This is a genomic window from Microlunatus panaciterrae, from assembly GCF_016907535.1.
Classification (GTDB): Bacteria; Actinomycetota; Actinomycetes; order Propionibacteriales; family Propionibacteriaceae; genus Microlunatus; species Microlunatus panaciterrae.
On sequence record NZ_JAFBCF010000001.1, the window covers coordinates 3240068 to 3262681 of the forward strand.

Below are 22614 nucleotides of genomic sequence, written 5' to 3' on the forward strand. Positions count from 1 at the left end.
GACGAACCCTCGGTCGGGTGGATCAGCCGGCCAGGGTCCGCGCGAAGAAGTCCCAGGCCTCCCGCTGAGGCGTCTCGTTGAACAGGTGTCCCTGGGCGTAGAACGAGCCCCGATAGCGGTCGGCATGCAGCTGCCGTAACCGGTGGTCCGCCGCCTGCATGCCCTCGATCGGGAACAGCGGGTCTTCGATCCCGTACTGGACCAGCAGCTGCTGGCCGTCCCGGCCCGCGGTGACGTCGGGCCAGTCGGCGTATCGCCACAGCCCCGGGCTGTTGAGCAGCCACGAGTGGTTGTCGATGTAGTGCGGCATCAGCGACTCGAAGGTGGCCATCATGCAGCTCACGACATAGCTGCGGACCCTGGCCGACAGGGCCGCCAGGATCACCGACCGACCACCGCCACCTGAGAAGCCGAACGCGCCGAGCCGCTCGGCGTCCACCTCTGGCAGCGAGGCGAGGATCTCCAGCGCCACCAGGTCGTCGGCGGCGACGGTACCGGTGAGGCTGGTGCCCAGGATGCCGGCCGTCTTGGCCACGGTGTGCTCGTGTGCCGCGGCGGCGACGTTGTAGCGCTCCGCCGCCGAGGGAGTGACCCCCTGCTCGCGCCAGAGGGCCTCCGCGCCGGCGACGGTCGGCAGGATTCCCATCGGTGGAGGGTCGAGCTCGAACCGACGGCTGCCCCAACAGAACGCGTCATGCGTCAACACCGCGAAGCCGCGCCGGGCCAGCTCCGTGGCGGGGGCCAGGCCGCCGTAGTACCCGGCCTGCAGGCCGAGCGCCTCCGCCGACGTATCCGGCCCGAGATCGACCAGCTGCTCCGCCCCGACCCACTTGTAGCCGCCGTGACAGTGCAGGCCCAGCACTCCGGGCAGAGCGGACGCGGCGCCAGTCGGTCGGATGAGGTAGCCGACCGTCCGGGGCCCGAAGCCGACACTCCAGCTCAACCGGGTGGTGGTCAGCCCGCCATGCTCCCAGCTCTGCTCTGTCCGCAGCTCGGGCGTCGGCTCGGCTGGCGCCCGTACCCCCAGGACCGCACCGAGATGGGCCAGCGCGGAGCCGGTGTTGTGGAACGGCGCTCGCCCCCGGGCGTACGCGGGCCAGTCCTGGTAACCGCCGAGAGGATGCGTCGCGACCGCGCGATCACTCCCGTAGCCGGGATCCTCATAGCCGGAGCTGGTGCCGTCGTCGGACATGGCCGTCATCGTACAAGCGCCGAGGGGATCGGTCGGTGCGGGCGGGGGTCGGTCAGTTTCCCAAGTCGACTTGGGATTCTGTCACTCAGCCAGGGAAATCGTCCCCGTCATGTGACAGTTTCCCATGCTGACTTGGGAAACCGACACGCCATCACACGTTCGGGGTCAGGTACGGACGGCGGTGCCGATCACATGGGGGGAGGCCGGCATCACCAAGCCGGTTCTCGGCAGCCGGAACCGCTCGGGCCGGACGATGGTGAAGCCGGCGGCGGCGATCGCTGCGAGGGTGTCGCGGCTGCAGTGGCAGCCGGCAGTGAGCGGCGGCCAGAAGGTGGCGTCCACGAACCGCTGCGCCCTTCTGAGCGCGCCCGGGTGCTCGGCCAGCAGGTGCTCGTAGAAGCGGAGGCTGCCGCCGGGCCGGAGGACCCGGTGGATCTCGGCCAGGGCAGTCGCCTGGTTCGGCACCGAGCACAGCACCAGCGAGGTGACGGCGGCGTCCAGGCTCGCGTCGTCGGCCGGCAGCCGGTCGGCCACCCCGGCCACCACCCGCACCGGGACCGGTGCGTCCCGGGCCGCCTGCTCGGCCGCGGCTCTCAGCCGGGGCTCGGGCTCGACGGCCAGCACCGACGTCACCTCGGCGGGGTAGTGGGCGAAGTTCCGGCCGTTGCCGGCCCCGACCTCGACCACCGTGCCACTCAGCCCCGCCAGCAGGCGTTGCCGCAGCTCGCGACCACCGCTGCGGTCCATCGCCGCACTGGCCCTGATGTAGGCGCGGGCGAAGATCGGATGCGAGACGAACTGCTCGCCCTCACTCTGTGCAGGCATCAGGCTCCTCGAGGTGTTGTCCGGAGGCTTCCGGAGGTCAGCCGATGCCGGCAGTGCCGAGCAGGGAGCCGAGCCCGAAGGTCACCGCCAGCGCCAGCGCACCGCCGATCACCACCCGCAACGTCGGCCTCAGCACCCGGCTGCCCCCAAGGTACGCACCACTCGCCCCGGTCAGGGCGAGGGCGATCAGGACGACGGCGAACGTCAACGGTATCCGCCACGGGGTGGGGATCAGCAGCACCGCCAGCATCGGCAGGATGCCGCCGATGGTGAACGCCGCGGCCGAGGCCAGGGCGGCCCGCCACGGGCTCACGACGTCGTTCGGGTCGATGTTCAGCTCCGCCGAGAGGTGGGCCTTCAGAGCGTCCTGCTCGGTCAGCTCCTCCGCCACCAGACGGGCGGTCTCGGGCTTGAGCCCCTTCTCCTGGTAGATGGCCGTGAGCTCGGCCAGCTCCTCCTCCGGCATCTCCCGCAGCTCGCGCCGCTCCTTGGCGATCAGGGCGCGCTCGCTGTCACGCTGGCTGCTCACCGACACGTACTCGCCGAGCGCCATCGAGATGGCGCCGCCGACCAGGGCCGCCGAACCGGCGGTCAGGATGGGGCCGATGGCCGTCGTCGCGCCGGCGACACCGACCGCGACCGCGGCCACCGAGACGATGCCGTCGTTGGCACCCAGCACCCCGGCGCGCAGCCAGTTCAGCCGGTTGTTGAGGCCGGCGCGGTGCGGCTCGTCCTCGTGCGGCTGGTCAGCGGTGGTCTCGGCGTCGGTCTCGCTCATGGCGTCCACACAATCACGGACGGTCCGGACCTTCCAGGAAGGGCAGGATTGCCTGCCGCTCGCCGGACGGCCCGGTCGCGGACTCAGCCATGGGCGTGCACGTCGGCGAGCAGCTCATACGAGCGGAGCCGGTCGGCATGGTCGAAGGTGTTGGTGACGACGATCAGCTCGTCGGCGTCGGCATGCGCGGCGAAGTCGGCCACAGACTCCTTGACCGTCTGCGGCGAGCCGACGGCCGCATAACGCAGCATGTGCGACGCCCGAGCCTTCTCGGCCGGCGTCCAGACCGCCTCGATGTCCTCGACCGGCGGCCGGCCCTGGCTGTCGCCCGGACGGCCGAGGTCACGGAAGCGCTGCTGCATGGTGGTGAACAGCCGGGTGGCCTCGGCATCCGTCTCGGCGGCCACGACGTTCAGTGCGGCCAGCACGTACGGGGCGTCCAGCTGCTCGGAGGCCCGGAAGTTCTCCCGGTACGCCTGGACCGCGGCCTGCAGAGCATCCGGGGCGAAATGGGAGGCGAAGGCGTACGGCAGCCCGAGCGCGGCAGCGAGGCGGGCGCCGAACAAGCTCGAGCCGAGGATGTAGATCGGCACCCGAGTGCCGTAACCGGGCACCGCCCGCACCCGTTGACCGGGTTGCAGCGGACCGAGCAGGTGCTGGAGCTCCTGCACGTCGGAGGGGAACTGGTCACTGCTGGCGGGATCGCGGCGCAGCGCCAGCACCGTCAGCTGGTCGGTGCCGGGTGCCCGTCCCAGGCCGAGGTCGATCCGGTCCGGATACAGGCTCGCGAGAGTGCCGAACTGCTCGGCGACCACCAACGGGGCATGGTTCGGCAGCATCACGCCGCCCGACCCCACCCGGATCGTGGAGGTCCCGGCAGCCAGGAACCCGATCGTCACCGGGGTGGCGGCCGAGGCGACGCCCATCATGTTGTGGTGCTCGGCGACCCAATAGCGCCGATACCCCCACTTCTCCGCGTGCTGGATCAGGTCCAGGCTCTGCAGCAGCGCCTCGCGGGCCGTCCCTCCTTCGTTGATCGGGGCGAGATCAAGGACGGAAAGCGGTAACGGCACGGTGCCTCCTGCGGCAGGTTGGATCGGACGGCGATGGCGCCAGCGCGGCACGGCATCTCTGCCGACAACCATCCGCTGGCTCCGGACATTCCCCGTCGCCTGCCACTGAGCTCTATAACTGTTAGGCATCTTCGGCCCCCGGCCCGGCCGTGGCCTGGCACGGTGCGGTAGGTATCAGTCATGTCCGCTGCCGACCGTCGACCGCTTCAGCCGGCTCGCGGCCAGCTGCGCCGCGAGCAGACCCTGGCCGGCCCGAACCTGCTGGCAGCCGTCCTGCTGGCCGGCTACCTGGCTGGCCTGGTCGCGCTCGTGCTCGCCGTGGTGTTGCCGGTCGAGGCGGTCCGCGAGTGGCCCGGGCTCCTCTCCGGGTACGGCGACCCGACCGCGTGGTGGCCCAGCCTGGCGCAGAGTCTGCTCGCCATCGGCGCCTACCTGGTCATCTGGCTGCCTCGTCGTGGGCAGCGGCGGGGCTACTCGCTGATCGCCACCTCGACCCTGGTGGCAACCATCCTGGTGCTGGGCATGGTCTCCTACTGGGGCTGCACCGCGGGCCGCAGCCCGTTCTGGACCCCGTTGGTCTGGACGATCAGCCTGTCGTTCGGCAACGCGGAGCAGCCTTTCGGCACCAGGAACCTGCCGGGCTGTCCGGCCCAGATCCCGCAGGCGATCCAGGTGGCCGAGCTGTTCGCCAAGTCCATCGTCGCGCTGGCTGCGACGGGTGTGGTCGCCGCGGTGTTCCGCGCCCAGGTGGACCGGATCAGGATCCGGCTGGCCCCTGCCCTGGTGGTGGTGTCCGGTCTCGAGGAGGCCTCCGTCGCCCTGCTGCGGCGGGCCCGGGGGGACCTCCAGTTCGGGGAGACGCTCGCCGTGCTGACGGACAACGACGCGGACCCGCTGGTCAGCACCGCCCGTTCCATCCGGGCCCGCGCCGTCACCGTGAACTTCGACCGGCCGGCGGAGCTCCGCTCGTTGCTGACCAGCGGGGGCCGGTTCAAGATCCGGACCCTCTACCTGATCGCCGCCGATGCCTCCCTGAACGCCCAGCGGGCCGAGCTGGTCAGCGCGATCGCTGCCGCCGCCCGTCCACCGTCTTCGCGGCTGCCACCGCGGCTGGTGCTGCGGATCGACGACCCCTGGCAGGCGGAGTATTGGCGTCGGACCAACTCCTACCGGGTGGCGCAGCCGGCCGAGGGCGCCGACGGCACCACTACCTGGATCAGTGATGCGCTCAGCATCTATGAGGTGACCGCCTCGATGATCCTGACCCGGATGGAGCAGCTCGGCTGGGACCGGCTGGTGGTGATCGGACAGTCGCCGCTGGCGTTGGCGCTGTGTGCCGAACTGGCGCAGCGCAACCGGGAGCAGGCTGTCCTCGACACCGCCAGGGCCGTCCCGTTGACCACCGGCCCGGGGAGCCTGCACCGAGAGGTCGTGCTGATGGGTGCGACCGCGGCCACCCTGTACGAGCAGCACCGGCTCCGGCAGGAGCGGTTCGGCAACTCCGCCCAGCTGGCCACGCTGCGGGTGCTGGGGCAGCTGCCGACCGCGGAGAACCTGGCCGACGCGCTGCGGGGGAGCGCGCAACCGGTGGTCATCCTGACCGAGCGGCCAGCTGACGTCTCCGCCCAGTTCGGCACCTCGCTCGCCGCCCGCTTCCCCGCCTGGACGATCTTCGACCCCAAGCCCGGCCACGAGGGCCTCAGTCCCGAGCCGGCGATGGAGCGGCTGTATCCGTACGGGCTGACGCTCGAGCCGTCGGATCGGGTCGCCATCGACAGCTGGGAACGTGCGGCGCGGATCGTGCACGAGCTCTATCTGCTGAAGTTCGCCACCCCGCCGGATCCGAAGCAGCAGGCGCACGTCTCCTGGGATCGGCTGTCGCCGTTCCTCCGCGGCTCCAACATCCGGCTGGTGACCAACACGCTGGCCAGCGCCGAGCGGCTCGGCCGCACCTGGGGTGCTGCCGCCGGCGAGTCCGAGGAGGATCTCGACTTCAGCCCCGAGGAGGTGGAGCAGCTGGCCCGACTCGAGCACGAGTCCTGGATGCGCTACTACCTGGACAGTGGGTGGCGACAGGCGGCCGTACGCGATGACAGCAGGCGGCGCCACACGGCGTTGTTGCCGTGGGAGGAGCTCGACGACAAGAACAGGAGCCGCGCCAGGGACAACGTGATGGACACCGTGGCGATCCTGCGTGGGCTGGGCTACCGGTCCAGGCCGGTCAGGACCACTCCCGTTCAGCCCGATTCCTCCCTGCGCTGGCGTGCGGTACGGCGGGTCGGTGAGGTGACGGCAGAGCAGGTCGAGCAGGCGTGGACCTGGCGGAACGGCAACGGCGAGGTGCTGCGGGCAAGTCCGGGGGACTGGCGGCTCTCGGACGGCAAGGGCGGCATCTGGTCGGTGGCGCCGGCGGTGTTCGAGACCAGCTATGAGCACGTGGACGGGCAGCGCTGGCGCCGAACGGGCGTCGTCCAGGCCAGGCCGGCGATCGACGGCGAGGTGGTCGCCTCGATGGAGGGCGCCGAGACCGCCCGGGCCGGGGACTGGGTCATCCGAGGGACGAAGGGCGAGCATTACGTCATCACCCAGGAGCACTATGCGGCCAACTACGAGAGCGTCGACGCTGGCTGAACGAGCCAGTGTGAGATACCCCACCGGGTACGTGGGGACCTTTGGCACTGTTGACTGTGCAGAGCGCCTCCTAGCGTGGTTGGCAGGAACACCAACCACGTTGAACTCGAGGAGTATCACCCATGAAGCGACTGCTGGTGCTGGGTGCGGGAACCGCCGGCACCATGATCGTCAACAAGCTGAGGCGGCGCCTGGCGGCGACTGACTGGCACATCACCGTCGTCGACCGAGACGACGTGCATCCCTACCAGCCGGGCTATCTGTTCCTGCCGTTCGGCACCTACAAGCCGGAGCAGGTGTCCCGGTCGAGACACGCTTTCCTGCCGGACGGCGTCGACTTCGTCATCGGTGAAGTCGACCGGGTGGACGGAGCGGCGGACCTGGTCACCCTGACCGACGGCCGGACCTTGGCCTACGACTACCTGGTGATCGCCTCCGGTACGTCTCCGCGTCCCGACCAGACCCCGGGCATGCTGGGCTCCGAATGGCGGCGCAGCATCTTCGACTTCTTCACCTTCGACGGTGCACAGGCGCTGGCGTCGGCGCTGAAGGAGTTCGACCATGGCCGCCTGGTCGTGCACATCACCGACATGCCGATCAAGTGTCCGGTGGCACCACTGGAGTTCACCTTCCTGGCCGACTCCTGGCTGCGTAAGCGGGGGATCCGGGACCGGGTCGAGCTGGTCTACGTGACGCCGCTGCCGGGAGCCTTCACCAAACCCATCGCGTCGGCACACCTCGGGTCGATGCTGGACGAGCGCAAGATCCACGTCGAGTCCGACTTCCTGGTCGAGCACATCGACAACGAGAAGAAGATGCTGGTCTCGTTCGACGAGCGCGAGGTCCCGTTCGACCTGTTGGTGACCATCCCGCTGAACATGGGCGCCGACTTCGTCGCCAGGTCGGGGTTGGGCAACGAGCTCAACTACATACCCGTCGACCGACACACGCTGCAGTCCAAGCAGTTCGCGAACATCTTCGCCGTCGGTGACTCCTCCGACATCCCGACCTCCAAGGCCGGCTCGGTCGCGCACTTCTCCGTGGAGATCTTCGTCGACAACTTCCTCCAGCTCATCCAGGGCAGGCCGATGACAGGTGCGTTCGACGGCCATGCGAACTGCTTCATCGAGTCCGGCGACCACAAGGGGCTGCTGATCGACTTCAACTACGACACCGAGCCGCTGCCCGGCGCCTACCCGTTGCCCCTCGTTGGCCCGATGGGCCTGCTCAAGGAGACGCGAGCCAACCATCTCGGCAAGCTCGCCTTCCGCTGGATCTACTGGAACGTGCTCCTGCCGGGTCGCTGGATGCCGCTGCCGGCACACATGTCCATGATCGGCAAGAAGAACCCCAACCGTACCGAGAACCTCATCACATAAGGAGAATGCAATGCCTGTGACCACGCTCGACGGTCATCAGATTCATGTCAACGACGAAGGCTTCCTGACCGACCCGAACGAATGGGACGACTCGCTGGCTACCGTGCTGGCAGCCCAGATCGGCATCACCCTGACCGACGCCCACTGGAAGGCGATCCGCTTCCTGCGCAAGGACTTCGAAGAGCAGGGCGAGACGGCGACCCTGCGTCGCGTCGCCACCGTCGGTGGCGTTCCGATCAAGGAGCTGTTCGCCCTGTTCCCGCAGAAGCCGGCCAAGAAGATGGCCTACATCTCCGGTCTGCCGAAGCCGCAGGGCTGCGTCTGAGCCCGACCGTCTGCACCTCTCACCACGCACCACCTATGAAGGAGATCAAGACATGACCACCGACGCCGCACCGGCGATCGTTCCGCAGTTCGACAACGAGACCCCGACCGGCCGCAAGCTGGCCATCATCTGCTCGAAGGGGAGCCTGGACATGGCCTACCCCGGACTGATCCTGGCGAACGCCGCCCTGGGTGAAGGGGTGGAGACGCATCTGTTCTTCACCTTCTGGGGTTTCGACATGATCAACAAGAAGACGATGGGCGACCTGCAGTTCACCATGCTCGGCAACACCGCCACCCATATGCCCCAAGGCCTCGGCGGCCTGCCGGGAATGACCGCGTTGGCCACCTCCCGGCTGAAGAAGTCGATCGCCGACGTGGACGTACCCGAGGTGCCCGAGTTCCTCGAGCAGATCGTCGCCTCCGGCGGCCACCTGTGGGCCTGCCGGATGTCGGCCGACATGAACAAGCTGACCAAGGAGGACCTCTACGACGAGGTCGAGGACATCATCAGCGCCAGCGACTTCATCGAGAAGACCGAGGGCGCCCAGATGCTGTTCATCTGACCCGTCCGGGCACGCCGCCAAACCAGGGCCCGCAGGGTGTGGGCCATGGTGGCCTTCCGCTCGGACAGACGGAGCGGCAGACTGAGAGTGAGGCGGCGGCGATGGCGAGCAGCTACGCCTCCGGTCCACAGCGCTGCAGGGAAAGGGAGCCAGATGAGCGAGCAGCCCGTCGAGGATGCGAAGGACAAGCCGACGGAGCCTGCTGAGCGCCCACCGGCACGGCCGACCATCCATCACGACCACCCCCGCACCGAGGGTGAGACCTCCGTCGACGACGCCTGGGGGGCCGCGGACGACCCAGCCTGACCCGACTGTTGCCGGCTCAGCCCAGGCCGGGCCGGTCAGCCCCGCAACGTCTGCGCGAGGCGGGACAGCAGCGCCCAGGCCAGCACCGCAAGGCCGACACCGCCGAGCACGGCCAGACCTCCGGAGCGCACCGCCTGGCTCGACAACCACGCCATCACCACCGCCAAGAGCTGGGCGACGGCCTGCATCACCAGCAGCCTGCGCAGTGCGGGAAGCAGGACGGCCAGCTCGAGTCGGCCCCGCCAGGACAGGTCGCCGTTCGTCGCGCCGAGCACCACCAGCAGGTGGACGCCCAGCAGCAGCGCGAAACTCTGCCATCGCCACGGGTCGCCGCCGGAGAGCACCAGGGTCAGGCCCAGCGCGAGCGCGAGCATCGCCGGTGCCATCCCCTGCGGCCGGATGATCACCAGGGCCACAGCCAGTCCGGTCAGCACCCACCAGAAGGCACCTGACACGGTCAGGGCCGCGCAGCCGCAGGCGATCAGCCCGATGGCGAGGCGCAGCACCCAGCCGCCGACGCTGGGACCGATCTCGATCCGCACCCACGGCTTGGCTCGGGCCGACGGCGACCGGTCGACCCGCAGCGCCCGGAGCAGCCGCTGCCAACGCGTGTCGGCGGTCGGGCCGCCTGCTGCGCTCATCGCCGGTCCGCCCGTCTGCGGGCCAGCGCCATCAGCGAGACCTGGACGTTCTCCGTAGAGCCGTTGCCGTCCGGGTCGCCCTCCCAGTGCACCAGCTCGACCCCGGTGCCCGCCAGCGCGCGCAACCGGTCGCCACGTTCCATCCGGATGATCCGGTAGGCGGTGTGCAACCGCGGCGGCAGCGATCCACCCTCGAGCCTGGGCAGCACGTCGACGGCGATCACCCGATGCCCGCTCTGCCGCCACAACCAGGCCAGCCGGGCCACGTCGTCGTCGAGGAAGGTGGAGAACACGATGATCAGGGCACCCGACGGCAGCCGGGGAGCCCGCCGCCGCGGCTTGGGTTCGCCCTCGGGTTGAGCCAGCGCGAGGTGGTGTACCAGCCGCCGGAGCTGCTGGCGGCCGCCCGCCGGCGGGACCGGTCGGCGCATCCTGCCCAGGTCTTCGAGACCGACCCGGTCACCGCCGTCGAGGAAGCGGCGGGCCAACGAGGCCGCCGCCTCCCGGGCCACGTCCAGTGAGGTGGCCTGGTCCTGGCGGACCTCGGTCGCCCCGCTCCAGTTCGAGATGTCGGGACCGACCTCGTCGCGGGAGTCCAGGACGAGCATCACTGTCGCATCGGCGGTGGCGAACGTCCGCCGGACGTAGAGGTCGGTCAGCCGGGCGGAGCCCGGTCCAGCCGCAGCGGGCGTCTGGCCGCGTCGGGCCGTCACCCGCCAGTCGATCCGGCGGAGCCGGTCGCCCGGCTGGAACAGGTTGATGTCGTGCAGGTCGCCCCCGTCGCCGGCACGTCGTGAGTTATGGGCTCCGGTCAGGCCCTGGAGGCGGAACGGCAGCGGCAGCTGGCGGAGCGGTTTCGCCGCGGGCAGCACCATGACGGTCACCGGCCGTACCGAGAACGGGGTGTGCCGTACCAGGTGGTCGGCTCCCGCCTCCAGGCAGTCGGTGGAGAACACCGTGTGCTGCCCGGTGCGTACGGTCGACATCGTCAGCCGCAGCTCCCGCTGCTGCCGGGCAGCGACCAGCACCTCGCTGGTCCGGTGCCCGGGTGCGGCCACCCGCACGTGCATGCTGGCGACCGAGGGCGCCGGTGAGAGGGTCAACCGGCCGACGATCTCTCCCGGTTCGGCCAGTTGGCCGCCGACCCGCAGCGAGGCGGTCCCCGACCGGTCCGGCCGGTGCAGCCAGTTCCAGACCACGGTGAGCACCAGCGGTACGCCGAGAACCCCGACATCCGGGCGCCTGGTCAACAGGCCGAGCACCAGCAGGGCCATCCCGGCCACCGTCCAGGCGCCGGCGGCGACGCTGGTGCGCCAGCGCTGGGGGAGTGCCGGCGGCGGACGGTATTCGGGGATGCTCACCGGGCGCTCCTGATCAACGGGCCGAGGCGACGGCGGCCGGTCCGGGCACCTGGGACAGCAGTGTCTGGACCAGGTCGGCGGGCTGCAGGCCGGTCGCCCAGGTCTGCGGGTTGAGGGTGAGCCGGTGGGCCAACGCGCTGACCGCGATCTCCTTCACGTCCTCCGGCGTCACATAGTCACGGCCCGACAGCACAGCCAGTGCCCGGGCGACCAGGACCAGAGCCTGTGAACCACGCGGGGAGGCGCCGACCTCGACCGCGCCATGCCCGCGGGTCGCGGCGGCCAGGTCGACGCAGTAGCGGCTGATGTCACGGTCGACCTCGACTGCCTCGACACCCGCCTGCATGGCCAGCACCGTCTCCGGGTCCACCACCTGGCGGACCGAGGCCTCCTCGGTGCGGCGCTCCAACCGTCGGATCAAGACCTCCGTCTCCGCCTGACGATCGGGGTAGCCGACGGCGAGCCGGACCATGAAGCGGTCCAGCTGGGCCTCAGGCAGCGGGTAGGTGCCCTCGTACTCGACCGGGTTGGAGGTGGCCATCACATGGAACGGCTTCGCCAGCGGGAAGCTGTGCCCCTCGACGGTGACCTGGCGTTCGGCCATCGCCTCCAACAGCGCCGACTGGGTCTTGGGCGCTGTCCGGTTGATCTCGTCGGCCAGGAACAGACCGGTGAACACCGGCCCGGCCCGGAAGACGAACTGCGACTCGGCGGGGTCGAACACGTACGAGCCGGTGATGTCGGCCGGCAGCAGGTCCGGGGTGCACTGCAACCGGCGGAAGTCCAGGCCGAGAGCGGTGGCGAGGCTGCGGGCAGCCAGCGTCTTGCCCAGCCCCGGGACATCCTCGAACAGGACATGCCCGCCGGCAAGGATGGCGGCCAGCGCGGTCCGCAGCGCCGACTCCATCCCGACGACGACGGTCCCGACCTCGGTAAGGACAGTGCCGCACAGACGCGACACCTCGGCTACGGGCAGTGGTTGGGCGGTCACCATGACGGGGCTCCTGGAACGGTTGGATTGTCGTACGGGCGGGGGCGGTGAGCGTGGTCCGGGTGGTCACCGGAAGGAAGGGTGTCCAGGCGTTCGAGCGCATCGACGCACCGGACGAAGGTGTCGAAGCGCGGCGGCGGGCCCGTCTCGGCGGTCAGCACGGCCCAGACCTGGTCGCCGAGCAGCCGGGCCGCCGTCTCTCGTCCGGCGGGGTCGTCCACCTGCACGCCGCGGGCGGCGAGGCGGGTCACGGCGAGCTCGCGGAGTCGGCGCAACGGTGCCTCGCCGACCCTGTTCTCATGCCCGCCCAGCGTCCAGGACAGTCGCGTCACCTCGCGCCGGGCACCGTCGGCGATCTGGTCGTCGGGTGGCTCCCAGGGCACGTCCTCACCCGCCGGCAGCAGGGCGAGCAGGCCGCCGACGGTGGCGGTGGCGGTGCCGAGCAGCAGGCACTGCACCCAGTTGACGCCCACCACGAAGGCGGCCACCGGCACCAGCACGCTGAGGACGACCACCCAGACGACCCTGGTCCGCCGGATCCGCTGGGCTTCGAAGTCCATCATGGCGTCGGCCCCGGTGCTGCGCCGGTCCAGCTGGCAGCCAGCCGACCCAGGCAGGCCCGAGCGGCGGCGACCTCATTCGGACCGACGCCGGCGCTGGAGAACCGGGCCCGGTGGTAGAGCCGCAGCAACTCGCGCGTGGCGACCGGATCGGCCTCGGTCCGAGCCAGCACGTCGACGGTGAACTCGGTCGGGGTCTGGGCCGGTTGCCGGGTCACCCCGGAGCCGTCGGCGGCCTCCTCCAACTCGAGCCAGGCAGCGACGATGGCGTTGTTGGGGTCGGAGATCCGGTCCAGGGAGCGGGTGGCCGCAGCAATGCCCTGCCGCAGCACCGGCAGATCGGGCATCGCCTGGTCGGCAACCAAGGCAGCCCCCAGGCCCCGCGGGTCCTCCCGTACCGTCGACACCGTGCGCCGAAAGCGCTGCCAGAGCCACCAGAGCAGGCCGACCGCGGCGAGCACCCCGACAGCGAGGGCCAGCGTGCCCAGCCAGCTGAGGTCGAGGTGCAGCGCCGGCGGGTGGGGCTGTGGGGTCGCCGATGCCGGGCCTGGCATGCCCCCTGCCGGCGTCGGCATCTCGAACGGTCGATCCGGCCGGGCGAACTGTGGAAAGTTGCGGTGCTCCAGCGTCCAGGAGCCGCCGGTAGCGGCGCCCAGCAGCGCCAGCACGAGCACGGTGACGACACCCACCAGGGCGCCGACCGACCGCGTGCGTAACCGCAAGCTTCTCTGCTCCGTCCAGACGAGGAAAGTCCAGCATAGGGCGCGCGCTTTCCGGCGGTGGGCCGGGACCGGCGACCGCCAGGCCGACCTGCCCACCGATGCGTGCGGCCGATCGGGAGGCGGCGACCCGGGGCTAGAGTCAGGTTGTGGAACTTCGCCAGCTGGAGCACTTCATCGCCGTCGCCGAGGAGCAGCACTTCACCCACGCCGCCGAGCTGCTGCAGATCTCTCAGTCGGGACTGTCGGCATCGATCCGGGCGCTGGAGACCGAGCTCGGCTCACCGCTGTTCGTCCGCAGCACCCGTCGGGTGGAGCTCACCCCGGCGGGCCGTGCCTTCCTGGACGAGGCGGTGCGTACGGTGGCCAGCGCCACCGCAGCCAAGAACGCCGTGGCTGCGGTCCAGGGGGTGCTGCGGGGGACGATGAGCGTCGGTACCGAGCAGTGCCTCGGAGTGCTGAACCTGCCGCAGGAGCTGGCCGGATTCCGTAGCCGGCATCCGGGCGTCGAGGTGCGGCTCAGCTATGAGGGTTCGGCCGACCTGGTGGCCAAGGTCGGCGCCGGGCAGGTCGATCTGGCGCTGGTGGCGATCTGCGACCCCGACCCGATCGGGCTCCAGCTGGTCCCGCTGTCGGTCGAGTCGTTCGTCGTACTGTGCCATCCGAGCCATCCGGTCGCGGCGCTCACCTCGGTCGAGATCGACCGGTTGGTGGGGGAGAGCTTCGTCGGATTCCTTCCGGGCTGGGGTGCCCGGGTGCTGGCTGAGCGCGCCTTCGCTTCGATCGGGTCACCCCACCGGGTGTCGATGGAGGTCAACGACGTACACACCCTGCTGGACCTGGTGGAGCACGGGCTCGGCATCGCCATCGTGCCGGAGCACTTCGCGCGCAAGCGACCCGACAAGCTGGCTGCGGTCGCCATCGACCACGACCGGTTGCAGTGGCGTGTCGCGGTGGCGCTGCCGCACCAGCCGTCGCCGGCGGCCAAGGAGCTGCTGTCCCAGTTCGATGTCAGCGCGCAGAGTGCGCCGACGGCGGCCGCCTGACCTTTGGGGGTGGAGACGCCAGTGGCCGGGCCCCGAAGGGCCCGGCCACTGCTGTTGATGCGTCTGGTTTACGCGATCACCAGGCGTAGTCCTCCGGGGCCGGCTTGTGGCCCGGGAAGATCTCGTCCAGCTTGGTGAGGGCGCTCTCGTCCAGGGAGATCTCCATCGCCTTGACGGCGGTGTCGAGCTGCTCCTGGGTTCGCGGGCCGATGATCGGCGCGGTCACGGCCGGCTGATGCAGCAGCCACGCCAGTGCCAGCTGACCCGGCTCGTGCCCGAGCTCGTCGGCGAAGCTCTCGTACGCCTCGATCTGCTCGCGGTGCTCGGCCAGCGTTTCCGCAGCCCGACCCTCGAGGCGACGGACGCCCTGGACCTCTTTCTTCAGCACACCGCCGAGCAGACCGCCGTGCAGCGGCGACCACGGGATGACACCGAGGCCGTAGTCCTGCGCGGCCGGCAGCACCTCGAGCTCGACCTCGCGCTTGAGCAGGTTGTAGATCGACTGCTCGCTCACCAGGCCGGTGAAGTTACGCCGAGCGGCGGCCTCCTGGGCCTTGGCGATGTGCCAGCCGGCGAAGTTGCTGCTGCCGACGTAGAGCACCTTGCCCTGCGCGACCGCAGTCTCGAGGGCCTGCCAGATCTCGTCCCACGGGGTGGCCCGGTCGACGTGGTGGAACTGGTAGAGGTCGATGTAGTCGGTCTGCAGCCGCTTCAGGCTGGCGTCCAGCGCGCGGCGGATGTTCAGCGCGGACAGCTTGCCGTTGTTCGGCCACTCGTCCATGTCGCCGTACACCTTGGTGGCGAGGACGGTCTTCTCGCGACGGCCGCCACCCTGGGCGAAGTAGTTGCCGAGGATGGTCTCGGTGGCACCCTTGCCCTTGCTGCCGCCATAGCCGTTGGCGGTGTCAAAGAAGTTGACGCCGTATTCGTGAGCGGAGTCCATGATCGAGTAGGAGGTGCTCTCGTCGGTCTGCGGACCAAAGTTCATGGTGCCGAGGCAGAGACGAGAAACGGTGAGGCCTGTGCGGCCGAGATGGGTGTAATCCATGGTTTTCACCATGCCGTGTCCCAGCCCGGAAATCCAACCGATCAGTCTGATGAGATTGAGAAGCGCAATCTCTGAGTGCGCAGCCGCAGGCTGCTCCGCCTCGCCGGCCCTGCAAGGAATCGACCATCCATAGCTTCCGCCGAGCGGGCTCCCGCCCGGCTCGTGGGCCGGCGACGGAACGAATGGTCGATTCCTTTCACGGACCCTCCAACGCCTGTCGGACCAGGGAGACGACCTGCACCGGATGGTCGGTCAGCATCGTCCAGGTGACCCGCAGAACACGCCACCCGGCCAGCACGAGGTGGTTCTGCCGCCACCGGTCGTACTCGAAGGTGTCGGTGGCGAGGTCGTCGTGGAACCTCCGCCCATCAACCTCGAGCACCAGCCGCTGCCGCCGAAAGACGATATCGCCGAAGTAGATCTGGCCCACCGTGGCGATGGCCACGTTGGCCCGCCAGCCGGAGATCCCCGCCTCTCGCAGCAGCCGGTGCGCCAGCCGCTCGGCGGCCGACCAGGGCTCATCGCGGGAGTCCAGCAGCAGCGCCCGGCGGTCCTGGTTGCCGCGACGGTGCCGGGTGTCCTCCAATGCCTGATGCAACTGGGCGAGCGTGGCGGCTCGGGTGCGCAGGACGGTGTCGATGCCGCCAGCCCCGACAGGGGTGTCGCACAGGTCGAGCGCGGTGAGCGCGGGAGCCGTGAATCGCACCGGCCCTCGGGTGCGGACCAGCTCTGGCGGAACGACCCTGCGGACGATCCGGTAGCCGGGCCTCGTGATCCTCCGGTTGCCGGGCACGGCCAACGCGATGTCGCCGACCTGGAGCCCGGGCCAGAACGACACCAGCGCAGCCCCGCCACCGAAGACCACCGCGTCGGGGTCCCACATCATCGCCGCGCGGATCCTGGTCAACGGGTCGCGGCTCAGCTCGAGCGGAACGTAGACGCCCGGCAGGCTGGCCACCAGCTGGCGTTCCCGGACCAGACGGCTGAGTGTGCTGGCGAACTGAGGATGGTCACGCACGGCGATCACCCCGCCGTTCTGCCGGATCACGCGGTCGAGCTCAGCCCGGGCGCCACCCGCCCTGGCTCCCGCACCCCGAGCCCTTAGCCCCTCACCCGGTGCCCTAGGTCCCTCACCCCGCGCCCTGAGCCCCTCACCCCGCGCACCCCGCGCCCTGAGCCCCTCACCACGCGCCCTGAGCTTGTCGAAGGGCTCCCGAGTGTGTCGGCCTTCGACAGGCTCAGGCCGCGTCTCGTGCGGGGGCTCGGGCTGCGTCTCGCGCCCCGGCGGGTCAACGTGCTGTGGTTGTTCGCCCATAACTGGAATATGTGGATCGGCCGTCGAACCGTGTCGGGCGTGGAGAGATCTGGGGACAACGCAAGGAAGCGACCACTCGTTGTGGATGAGGCGCGGCCGTCAGGCTGCGCCCCGCTGTCCGTGCGCGATGACTGGTCGGTTTCTTGCGCCGTCCGCCTGTCACGCTCCGCCTGGCGAGCCCTCGACACGCTCAGACGACCTTGGTTGAATGGGAAATCGGCCCGGTCCAAGGGCGGGATCACCGAACGGAAGGTCGTCGAGATGGATCAGCGCACCGAGCATGAGTTCCTGGCCGGGGCCACGCCCGACCTGGAGCTCCCGTCGTACGACCGGACCGGCCTCAAGGCCGGCATCGTGCACTTCGGGGTCGGCGGCTTCCACCGTGCGCACCAGGCAATGACGATCGACCGACTGTTGAGTGCCGGGCTGGCCCGTGACTGGGCGATCTGTGGAGTGGGCGTCCTGCCCGGAGACCGTCGGATGAAGGACGTGATGGAGGCGCAGGATGGGCTCTACACGTTGTTGATCAAGCACCCCGACGGCAGCCGGGATGCCCGGGTGATCGGCTCCATCATCGACTACCTGCTCGCTCCGGACGACCCCGAGGCAGTGATCGAACGGCTGGCGCACCAGGACACCAGGATCGCCTCTCTGACCGTGACCGAGGGTGGCTACAACAACCACCCGGTCACCGGCCAGTTCGACAAGACGAACCCGCAGATCCTGGCCGACCTGGCGCCGGATGCCGTCCCGGCCACCGTCTTCGGACTGGTCACCGAGGCGCTGCGCCGCCGCCGTGACCGCGACCTGGGGGCGTTCACGGTGATGACCTGCGACAACATCCAGGAGAACGGTCGGGTCTGCCACGACGCGTTCCTCGCCTTCGCGGAGCTGAAGGATCCCGAGCTGGCGCGGTGGGTCGATGCCGAGACGAGCTTCCCGAACTCGATGGTGGACCGCATCACCCCGGTCACCTCAGACGAGGACCGGGCGGAGATCAAGCAGCGGTATGGCGTCGAGGACGCCTGGCCGGTGGTAGCCGAGCCCTTCTTCCAGTGGGTGCTCGAGGACCACTTCGTCAAGGGCCGGCCGCCGTACGAGGAGGCCGGCGTGCAGCTGGTGGACGACGTCGAGCCGTACGAGCTGATGAAGCTGCGGCTGTTGAACGCGAGCCACCAGGCGCTTGCCTACTTCGGCCACCTGGCCGGCTACACCTATGCCCATGAGGCGGCTGGAGACCCGCTGTTCGCCGAGTTCCTGCTCGCCTACATGCGCAAGGAGGCCGCGCCCACCCTCAAGCCGGTACCGGGGATCGATCTCGGCGACTACATGGAGACGTTGATCGAGCGCTTCTCCAACCCCGAGGTCCGCGACACGATCGCCCGGCTCGCGGCCGAGTCGTCCGACCGGATCCCGAAGTGGCTGGTGCCGGTGATCCAGCAGAACCTGGCCGACGGAGGGGAGATCCGGCTGTCGGCAGCTGTCGTGGCCAGCTGGGCCAGGTACGCGGAGGGGGTCGACGAGCAGGGCAACCCGATCACGGTGGTGGACCGGCTGGCCGAGTCGCTGAAGGCGACGGCGGCACGGCAGCACGACGAGCCGACCGCTTTCATCGAGAACCGTCAGCTGTTCGCCGACCTGGTCGACGACGAGCGGTTCGTTTCGGCGTACACGTGGGCGCTGGACTCGCTGCACAAGGACGGAGCCCGGGCCACGCTCCAGGCGCTGGTGGCTCGCTGATTCCGCTTCGACTGAACAGGTCGGGCGGCACGGCTCAGAGTGGCTGCGGGGCGGCGCAGATCCGCCGGACGATCTCCTCTGTTGCCGCGGCCACCTCGAAGTCGGCGACGATCCGGTGCGGCCCGGCCGGGTCAGGGCTGAACTCGGTGCGCCCGTCTCCCTTGCTCGTCTCGGTCACCGTGATCGTCCCGTTGACGAAGGTGAACAGCTCCGGGTTGGTGATCATCAACACCGCGAGCGGGTCGTGCGGAGTGTTGTGGCCGCGGCCGGTCACCTGCCAGTACTGCAGCACGTGAGCGGCCACCAGCTGGCCGAAGTCGCCGGCATGATCGAACAGCTCCACTGCCGCCGGATCGATCCTGGCTCGGCTGGTCTGGTCGATGCCGATGATCGTCACCGGGACCTGGGCCTCGAACACGGCTGCAGCGGCCACCACGTCGCAGCTGATGTTGTGTTCGATTCCGCCGGGAAAGTTGCCACCCATCAGGTAGAGCTGCTCGATGCCGCAGCCGGGCCGCTCGACTGCCTCGGCGATGTTGGTCAGTGGACCGATCCCGATCACGAGTGGCGTACGAGCGAGTACGTCGGCCGCGTCAAGATCGGCGTCCACCGACTCGCGGCCGAGGTCGGGCATCAGATCACCCTCGTGACCGGGCCAGTAGATCTCGCGGCCCGACCGGGGCTGCCGCAGACCGGGAACGATCGGGGGCAGGTCCCGCAGGGCTGCCCGGTAGGCCCGGGCCACCATCTGGGCCCGGAGCTGGGTGTCGCCGTACACCGTGGTGACCGCCACCAGGTCGAGCTCGGGGGAGCCGAACAGGACGGCGAGGGCCAGCAGGTCATCGACATCGGTGCCGATGTCGGTGTCGAGGGCGACGTTCACGACCGCACCCGCTCCGCGTCGCGGTGGCGGGCCGCGAGACCGACATAGATCCGGGCGTTCTCCACCACGTGCGCGAACTCCTCGTCGGTCAGCTGGCGGCGGACTTTTCCGGGGACTCCGGCGACCAGCGAGCGGGGCGGGATCACCGTCCCCTCTAGTACAACGGCGCCGGCGGCCACCAGCGAGCCGGTGCCGATCACGGCACCGTTCAGGACGGTGGCGTTCATGCCGATCAGGCAGTCGTCCTCAACGGTGCAGCCATGAACGACGGCGGAGTGTCCGACACTCACCCCGGCGCCGATGACGGTTGGGAATCCGGTATCGGTGTGGACGACCACATTGTCCTGCAGGTTGCTGCCCGCGCCGAGGCTCACCCGGTCCATATCCGCACGGATCACTGCCCCGTAGAAGACACTCGCCCGTGCCTCGACGGTGGCCTGCCCGATCACCGTCGCTGTCGGCGCCAGCCAGGCGTTGGCATCGACCTCGGGGGTCGCGTCGCCGAAGCTGAGGATGTGTGGGGTCATACGAGGTCCTCCTGGCTGTGGGCTGCCCTCCGCATGTTTCCATAGCCGCCTACGCGGTCGCGCGTCGAGGCCACCGATACCTGCCCTGAGCGAGAACGCGCCCTGAGCCTGTCCCCGCGCGGTGAGGGCTCAGGGCGCAGGTGCCCTTCGACAAAGCTCAGGGCACGGGAACAAGCTCAGGGCACGGGGGCATCACGGCGCGGTGGGCCTAGACCTGGAGGACCGGGGCGATGCTCTTGTTCTTGGCGCCCTCGTAGGCGGCCAGGATCATGCCGAGCACCTCGATGCCCTCCTTCTCGGTGTGCAGCGGGCGGGTGTTGTTGATCAGGCAGTCAGCGAAGTGACCGATCTCGGCAGGAATCGTGTCAACCGGCTCGAAGTCGAAGGTCTCGGACTCGCCGCTGCGCAGGTTGTAGGTCAGCGAGGTGCCGTCGCTGTGCAGAGAGCCGAGCTCACCGACTGCGGAGAAGCGCTCGGTGACCGTCGCCGGGGTGTAGGCCCAGCTGGTGACCAGATGCCCCACCACGCCGTTGTCGAACCGGATCAGCACCTGGGCGGAGTCCTCACCCTCCATGAACCTCAACCGGTGGGTGGAAAGGAGCGCCGTCGCCTCGACGGGGGAGCCGCCGGCCAGGTGCAGCATCAGATAGCTGGGGTGGTAGCCGGTGTCGATCAGCTCACCGCCGCCACTGGTCTTGGCGCTGGCCCGCCAGCCCATGTTGGCCGGGTCGAAGTTGTTGAAGAAGCTGTCGGTCGTACGGACCTCGTAGACCGTGCCGATGGTGCCGGCCTCCAGCAGCTCCTTGGCCTTGGCGACAGCCGGCATGAACAGCTGGTTGTGGGCGCTCATCAGCGTGACACCGTTCTCCGTCACAGCCGCCTGCACCTCGCGGGCCTCGTCCGGGCTCAGGCACAGCGGCTTCTCGCACAGGATGTGCTTGCCGGCCTTCGCCGCGGCGACGATGGCGTCCTTGTGCAGATGGTGCGGCAGGCAGATGTCGACCGCGTCGATGTCGGCATCGGCGATCAGCTCGTTGAAGTCGGTGTACGCCGTTGCACCGAGCTCCTCGGCCCGGCGCTTGGCGGTCTCGGCGTCGGCGTCGGCGACTGCCGTGACGCCGATCTTGTCGGCATAGGCCTGGTAGCCCTTGATGTGGGCGCTGGCGATACCGCCGCCGCCGATCAGGCCGACCTTGATGGGGGTGGATGTCATGGGGGGTTTCCGTTCTGTGCCAGAGGAGGGTTAGAGGATGACGGAGCGGCCGTCGGCGGCTGAGGCGTTCGCGGCCACCACCAGCCGGGTCAGCTCCACAGCGCGGGCCAGGTTGTCGTCGGCCCGGGTGCCGTTGCTGATGTGGTCGACCCACTGGCCGTAGGCATCCTGCCCGTGCTCTGGGACATCGACACTCTGCCAGCCGTCGCCGAACGCCTCGCCGAACACGGTCAGGTGGTTGCCAGCATCGGTGTAGCGCAGGCTGCCCTCAGTGCCGTTGAGCTCGATCGTGAACGGGTTCTGGCTGACGAAGCCGGCTTCGATCACGCCGATGGCCTGGTCGTCGTAGCCGACCGTCACCACTGCATGGTCGTCGACCGCCCGCTCGGTGACCGAGCGGTAGGTGGCGCTGACGGTGTTCGGCGCTTCCCCGAGGAAGAGCTGGGTCAGGTAGACCGGGTGACAGCCCAGGTCGGTGAGTGCGCCGCCGATCGCCGTCTGCGGATCGTAGAAGCGCTCGGGCAGCCAGTTGCGGACCGCGCCGGAGTGCGAGAGCCGGACCCGGCCGTAGGTGATCCGCCCCAGCTTGCCGGAGGTGATGACCTCCGTGATGGCCTGTGTATAGCCGTGGTAGAGCCGTGGCAACGACACGATCAGCTTGACGTCGTTCGCGTCGGCGGCGGCGATGATCTCCTCGGCCTCGGCGACCGTGGGCGCTAGCAGCTTCTCGGTGAAGATGTGCTTGCCAGCCTCGGCGGCCTTCACCATGATGTCGCGGTGAACGTCGGTGGAGGTCGTGATGGTGACAGCGTCGATGTCGTCGCGGGCCAGCAGGGCGTCCAGGTCGGAGACGTACTCGACCCCGAACTGCTCGGCGCCGAGCTTGCCGCGCTCCTCGTCATCGTCCCAGACGGCCACCAACTCGGTGCCGGGATGCTGCTGGGTCTGACGCGCGTAGTCGCCGGCATGGACATGCCAGAAGCTGAGGACGGCGACCCTGAGTGGTGCGGCCAAAATGATCAACCCTTCATCTCGCGAAGTGATTTCTTTTCCGTAAACTCCATCGTTTGGAGTAATCCCACCGTATCCATTGTCCGGACATATTGGTACCCCTCATCCTCGGTACTGGACGCACGACGCGGGGGCACGACGCACCTCCGGATGAAGGCGCCGACCTTCGTCGGGCTGCAGAACCAGGTGGCGGCGATACCGACCCGCTGACCAGACTGTCCACCGCCAACACCTGCCGTGGAGAACTACTGCGCCCGACCTGGACCTGGCTGCACCCGCCTACGCAAATTCCAGGAGGGCGACAAACCGTACGCCTGGTCGGGCGGGTTCGCCCTGTATGCGCCGCCGGGCTCGTCGAGGTACAAGCCGATGGGGCCCGGGACCGGGTCGGTCCGCAGATGGAGACCTACTGCCCGTTCTCGAGGCCGGAGGGTTTTTCGGCACGACCGGGATCTGACCGAAGAGGGCCCAGCTCAGACCCAGGG

At 69.4% G+C, this 22614-nt stretch carries 22 protein-coding genes; 7 read left to right on the forward strand and 15 right to left on the reverse strand.

What is annotated here, in order from left to right; all coding sequences use genetic code 11:
* Window positions 1–22: 22 nt before the first annotated feature.
* From JOE57_RS14780 to JOE57_RS14795, 4 genes are all read right to left on the reverse strand, one after another.
* Window positions 23–1192, reverse strand: a complete 1170-nt coding sequence (locus tag JOE57_RS14780) for an acetylxylan esterase (protein ID WP_204919158.1) — start codon at window positions 1190–1192, stop codon at window positions 23–25.
* A gap of 165 nt (window positions 1193–1357) precedes the next feature.
* Entirely contained in the window at window positions 1358–2017 is a 660-nt protein-coding gene (locus JOE57_RS14785; RefSeq protein ID WP_204919160.1) for a class I SAM-dependent methyltransferase, read from the reverse strand.
* 37 nt (window positions 2018–2054) lie between these two features.
* Complete coding sequence (locus JOE57_RS14790; protein WP_204919162.1) at window positions 2055–2795, reverse strand: VIT1/CCC1 transporter family protein; 741 nt, start codon at window positions 2793–2795, stop codon at window positions 2055–2057.
* 83 nt (window positions 2796–2878) lie between these two features.
* Complete coding sequence (locus JOE57_RS14795; protein WP_204919164.1) at window positions 2879–3868, reverse strand: MsnO8 family LLM class oxidoreductase; 990 nt, start codon at window positions 3866–3868, stop codon at window positions 2879–2881.
* 180 nt (window positions 3869–4048) lie between these two features.
* On the opposite strand from JOE57_RS14795, the gene JOE57_RS14800 reads away from it, so the two are divergent.
* The 5 genes from JOE57_RS14800 (at window position 4049) to JOE57_RS14820 (ending at window position 9074) form a co-directional block, all read left to right on the forward strand.
* Complete coding sequence (locus JOE57_RS14800; protein WP_204919166.1) at window positions 4049–6499, forward strand: RyR domain-containing protein; 2451 nt, start codon at window positions 4049–4051, stop codon at window positions 6497–6499.
* 122 nt (window positions 6500–6621) lie between these two features.
* Window positions 6622–7878 carry a type III sulfide quinone reductase, selenoprotein subtype gene (sqr, locus tag JOE57_RS14805; RefSeq protein ID WP_204919168.1) on the forward strand — a complete coding sequence of 419 codons (1257 nt, stop codon included), beginning with the start codon at window positions 6622–6624 and terminating at the stop codon, window positions 7876–7878.
* Between the two features lie 10 nt (window positions 7879–7888).
* Window positions 7889–8203, forward strand: a complete 315-nt coding sequence (locus JOE57_RS14810) for a TusE/DsrC/DsvC family sulfur relay protein (protein WP_204919170.1) — start codon at window positions 7889–7891, stop codon at window positions 8201–8203.
* A 52-nt stretch (window positions 8204–8255) separates the two neighbouring features.
* Complete coding sequence (locus JOE57_RS14815) at window positions 8256–8768, forward strand: DsrE/DsrF/DrsH-like family protein (RefSeq protein ID WP_204919172.1); 513 nt, start codon at window positions 8256–8258, stop codon at window positions 8766–8768.
* Window positions 8769–8921: 153 nt separating this feature from the next.
* Window positions 8922–9074: a hypothetical protein gene (locus tag JOE57_RS14820; RefSeq protein ID WP_204919174.1), complete on the forward strand. Its 153-nt coding sequence runs from the start codon at window positions 8922–8924 to the stop codon at window positions 9072–9074.
* Between the two features lie 35 nt (window positions 9075–9109).
* Here the strand turns inward: JOE57_RS14820 and JOE57_RS14825 are convergent, their stop codons facing one another.
* The 5 genes from JOE57_RS14825 to JOE57_RS14845 are packed head-to-tail and all read right to left on the reverse strand — an operon-like array spanning window position 9110 to window position 13349.
* Complete coding sequence (locus JOE57_RS14825) at window positions 9110–9715, reverse strand: hypothetical protein (RefSeq protein ID WP_204919176.1); 606 nt, start codon at window positions 9713–9715, stop codon at window positions 9110–9112.
* Window positions 9712–11076: a DUF58 domain-containing protein gene (locus tag JOE57_RS19225; protein ID WP_204919178.1), complete on the reverse strand. Its 1365-nt coding sequence runs from the start codon at window positions 11074–11076 to the stop codon at window positions 9712–9714. The genes JOE57_RS14825 and JOE57_RS19225 overlap by 4 nt, the downstream gene beginning before the upstream one ends.
* Window positions 11077–11089: 13 nt before the next feature.
* Complete coding sequence (locus JOE57_RS14835) at window positions 11090–12070, reverse strand: AAA family ATPase (protein ID WP_204919180.1); 981 nt, start codon at window positions 12068–12070, stop codon at window positions 11090–11092.
* A complete protein-coding gene (locus JOE57_RS14840; RefSeq protein WP_204919182.1) occupies window positions 12064–12630 on the reverse strand; it encodes a hypothetical protein in 567 nt (188 codons plus the stop codon). The genes JOE57_RS14835 and JOE57_RS14840 overlap by 7 nt, the downstream gene beginning before the upstream one ends.
* Window positions 12627–13349, reverse strand: coding sequence for a DUF4129 domain-containing protein (locus JOE57_RS14845; protein ID WP_204919184.1), 723 nt, complete (start codon window positions 13347–13349; stop codon window positions 12627–12629). Before JOE57_RS14845 ends, JOE57_RS14840 begins: the two co-directional genes overlap by 4 nt.
* A gap of 146 nt (window positions 13350–13495) precedes the next feature.
* Here JOE57_RS14845 and JOE57_RS14850 point away from each other — a divergent pair, with 146 nt between their 5' ends.
* Window positions 13496–14392, forward strand: a complete 897-nt coding sequence (locus JOE57_RS14850; RefSeq protein ID WP_204919185.1) for a LysR substrate-binding domain-containing protein — start codon at window positions 13496–13498, stop codon at window positions 14390–14392.
* Window positions 14393–14468: 76 nt separating this feature from the next.
* Here the strand turns inward: JOE57_RS14850 and JOE57_RS14855 are convergent, their stop codons facing one another.
* A complete protein-coding gene (locus JOE57_RS14855) occupies window positions 14469–15452 on the reverse strand; it encodes an aldo/keto reductase (RefSeq protein WP_338041328.1) in 984 nt (327 codons plus the stop codon).
* Between the two features lie 184 nt (window positions 15453–15636).
* Window positions 15637–16488 (reverse strand): DUF559 domain-containing protein, encoded by an 852-nt coding sequence (locus JOE57_RS14860; protein ID WP_204919188.1) that lies wholly within the window; start codon window positions 16486–16488, stop codon window positions 15637–15639.
* A gap of 471 nt (window positions 16489–16959) precedes the next feature.
* Here JOE57_RS14860 and JOE57_RS14865 point away from each other — a divergent pair, with 471 nt between their 5' ends.
* The gene (locus JOE57_RS14865) at window positions 16960–18495 is read left to right on the forward strand and encodes a mannitol dehydrogenase family protein (RefSeq protein WP_239578961.1); all 1536 of its coding nucleotides are present in this window, start codon (window positions 16960–16962) and stop codon (window positions 18493–18495) included.
* 34 nt (window positions 18496–18529) lie between these two features.
* On the opposite strand, the gene JOE57_RS14870 is transcribed toward JOE57_RS14865, so the two are convergent.
* The 4 genes from JOE57_RS14870 to JOE57_RS14885 all read right to left on the reverse strand — a co-directional run bounded on the left by JOE57_RS14870 (window position 18530) and on the right by JOE57_RS14885 (window position 22132).
* Window positions 18530–19378: a nucleoside hydrolase gene (locus tag JOE57_RS14870; protein WP_204919190.1), complete on the reverse strand. Its 849-nt coding sequence runs from the start codon at window positions 19376–19378 to the stop codon at window positions 18530–18532.
* Entirely contained in the window at window positions 19375–19905 is a 531-nt protein-coding gene (locus tag JOE57_RS14875; protein WP_204919191.1) for a gamma carbonic anhydrase family protein, read from the reverse strand. The genes JOE57_RS14870 and JOE57_RS14875 overlap by 4 nt, the downstream gene beginning before the upstream one ends.
* A 208-nt stretch (window positions 19906–20113) precedes the next feature.
* A complete protein-coding gene (locus JOE57_RS14880) occupies window positions 20114–21118 on the reverse strand; it encodes a Gfo/Idh/MocA family protein (protein WP_204919193.1) in 1005 nt (334 codons plus the stop codon).
* A gap of 30 nt (window positions 21119–21148) precedes the next feature.
* Window positions 21149–22132 carry a Gfo/Idh/MocA family protein gene (locus tag JOE57_RS14885; RefSeq protein WP_204919195.1) on the reverse strand — a complete coding sequence of 328 codons (984 nt, stop codon included), beginning with the start codon at window positions 22130–22132 and terminating at the stop codon, window positions 21149–21151.
* Window positions 22133–22614 lie beyond the last annotated feature (482 nt).

What these genes read in the sequence shown, in the direction of transcription:
- JOE57_RS14785 (WP_204919160.1), bottom strand. Translation starts at nt 2,017, where the DNA reads ATGCCTGCACAGAGTGAGGGCGAGCAGTTCGTCTCGCATCCGATCTTC.
- JOE57_RS14825 (WP_204919176.1), bottom strand. Translation starts at nt 9,715, where the DNA reads ATGAGCGCAGCAGGCGGCCCGACCGCCGACACGCGTTGGCAGCGGCTG.
- JOE57_RS14835 (WP_204919180.1), bottom strand. Translation starts at nt 12,070, where the DNA reads ATGGTGACCGCCCAACCACTGCCCGTAGCCGAGGTGTCGCGTCTGTGC.
- JOE57_RS14880 (WP_204919193.1), bottom strand. Translation starts at nt 21,118, where the DNA reads ATGACATCCACCCCCATCAAGGTCGGCCTGATCGGCGGCGGCGGTATC.
- JOE57_RS14875 (WP_204919191.1), bottom strand. Translation starts at nt 19,905, where the DNA reads ATGACCCCACACATCCTCAGCTTCGGCGACGCGACCCCCGAGGTCGAT.
- JOE57_RS14815 (WP_204919172.1), top strand. Translation starts at nt 8,256, where the DNA reads ATGACCACCGACGCCGCACCGGCGATCGTTCCGCAGTTCGACAACGAG.
- JOE57_RS14820 (WP_204919174.1), top strand. Translation starts at nt 8,922, where the DNA reads ATGAGCGAGCAGCCCGTCGAGGATGCGAAGGACAAGCCGACGGAGCCT.
- JOE57_RS14780 (WP_204919158.1), bottom strand. Translation starts at nt 1,192, where the DNA reads ATGTCCGACGACGGCACCAGCTCCGGCTATGAGGATCCCGGCTACGGG.
- JOE57_RS14810 (WP_204919170.1), top strand. Translation starts at nt 7,889, where the DNA reads ATGCCTGTGACCACGCTCGACGGTCATCAGATTCATGTCAACGACGAA.
- JOE57_RS14855 (WP_338041328.1), bottom strand. Translation starts at nt 15,452, where the DNA reads ATGGTGAAAACCATGGATTACACCCATCTCGGCCGCACAGGCCTCACC.
- sqr (WP_204919168.1), top strand. Translation starts at nt 6,622, where the DNA reads ATGAAGCGACTGCTGGTGCTGGGTGCGGGAACCGCCGGCACCATGATC.
- JOE57_RS14840 (WP_204919182.1), bottom strand. Translation starts at nt 12,630, where the DNA reads ATGATGGACTTCGAAGCCCAGCGGATCCGGCGGACCAGGGTCGTCTGG.
- JOE57_RS14790 (WP_204919162.1), bottom strand. Translation starts at nt 2,795, where the DNA reads ATGAGCGAGACCGACGCCGAGACCACCGCTGACCAGCCGCACGAGGAC.
- JOE57_RS14800 (WP_204919166.1), top strand. Translation starts at nt 4,049, where the DNA reads ATGTCCGCTGCCGACCGTCGACCGCTTCAGCCGGCTCGCGGCCAGCTG.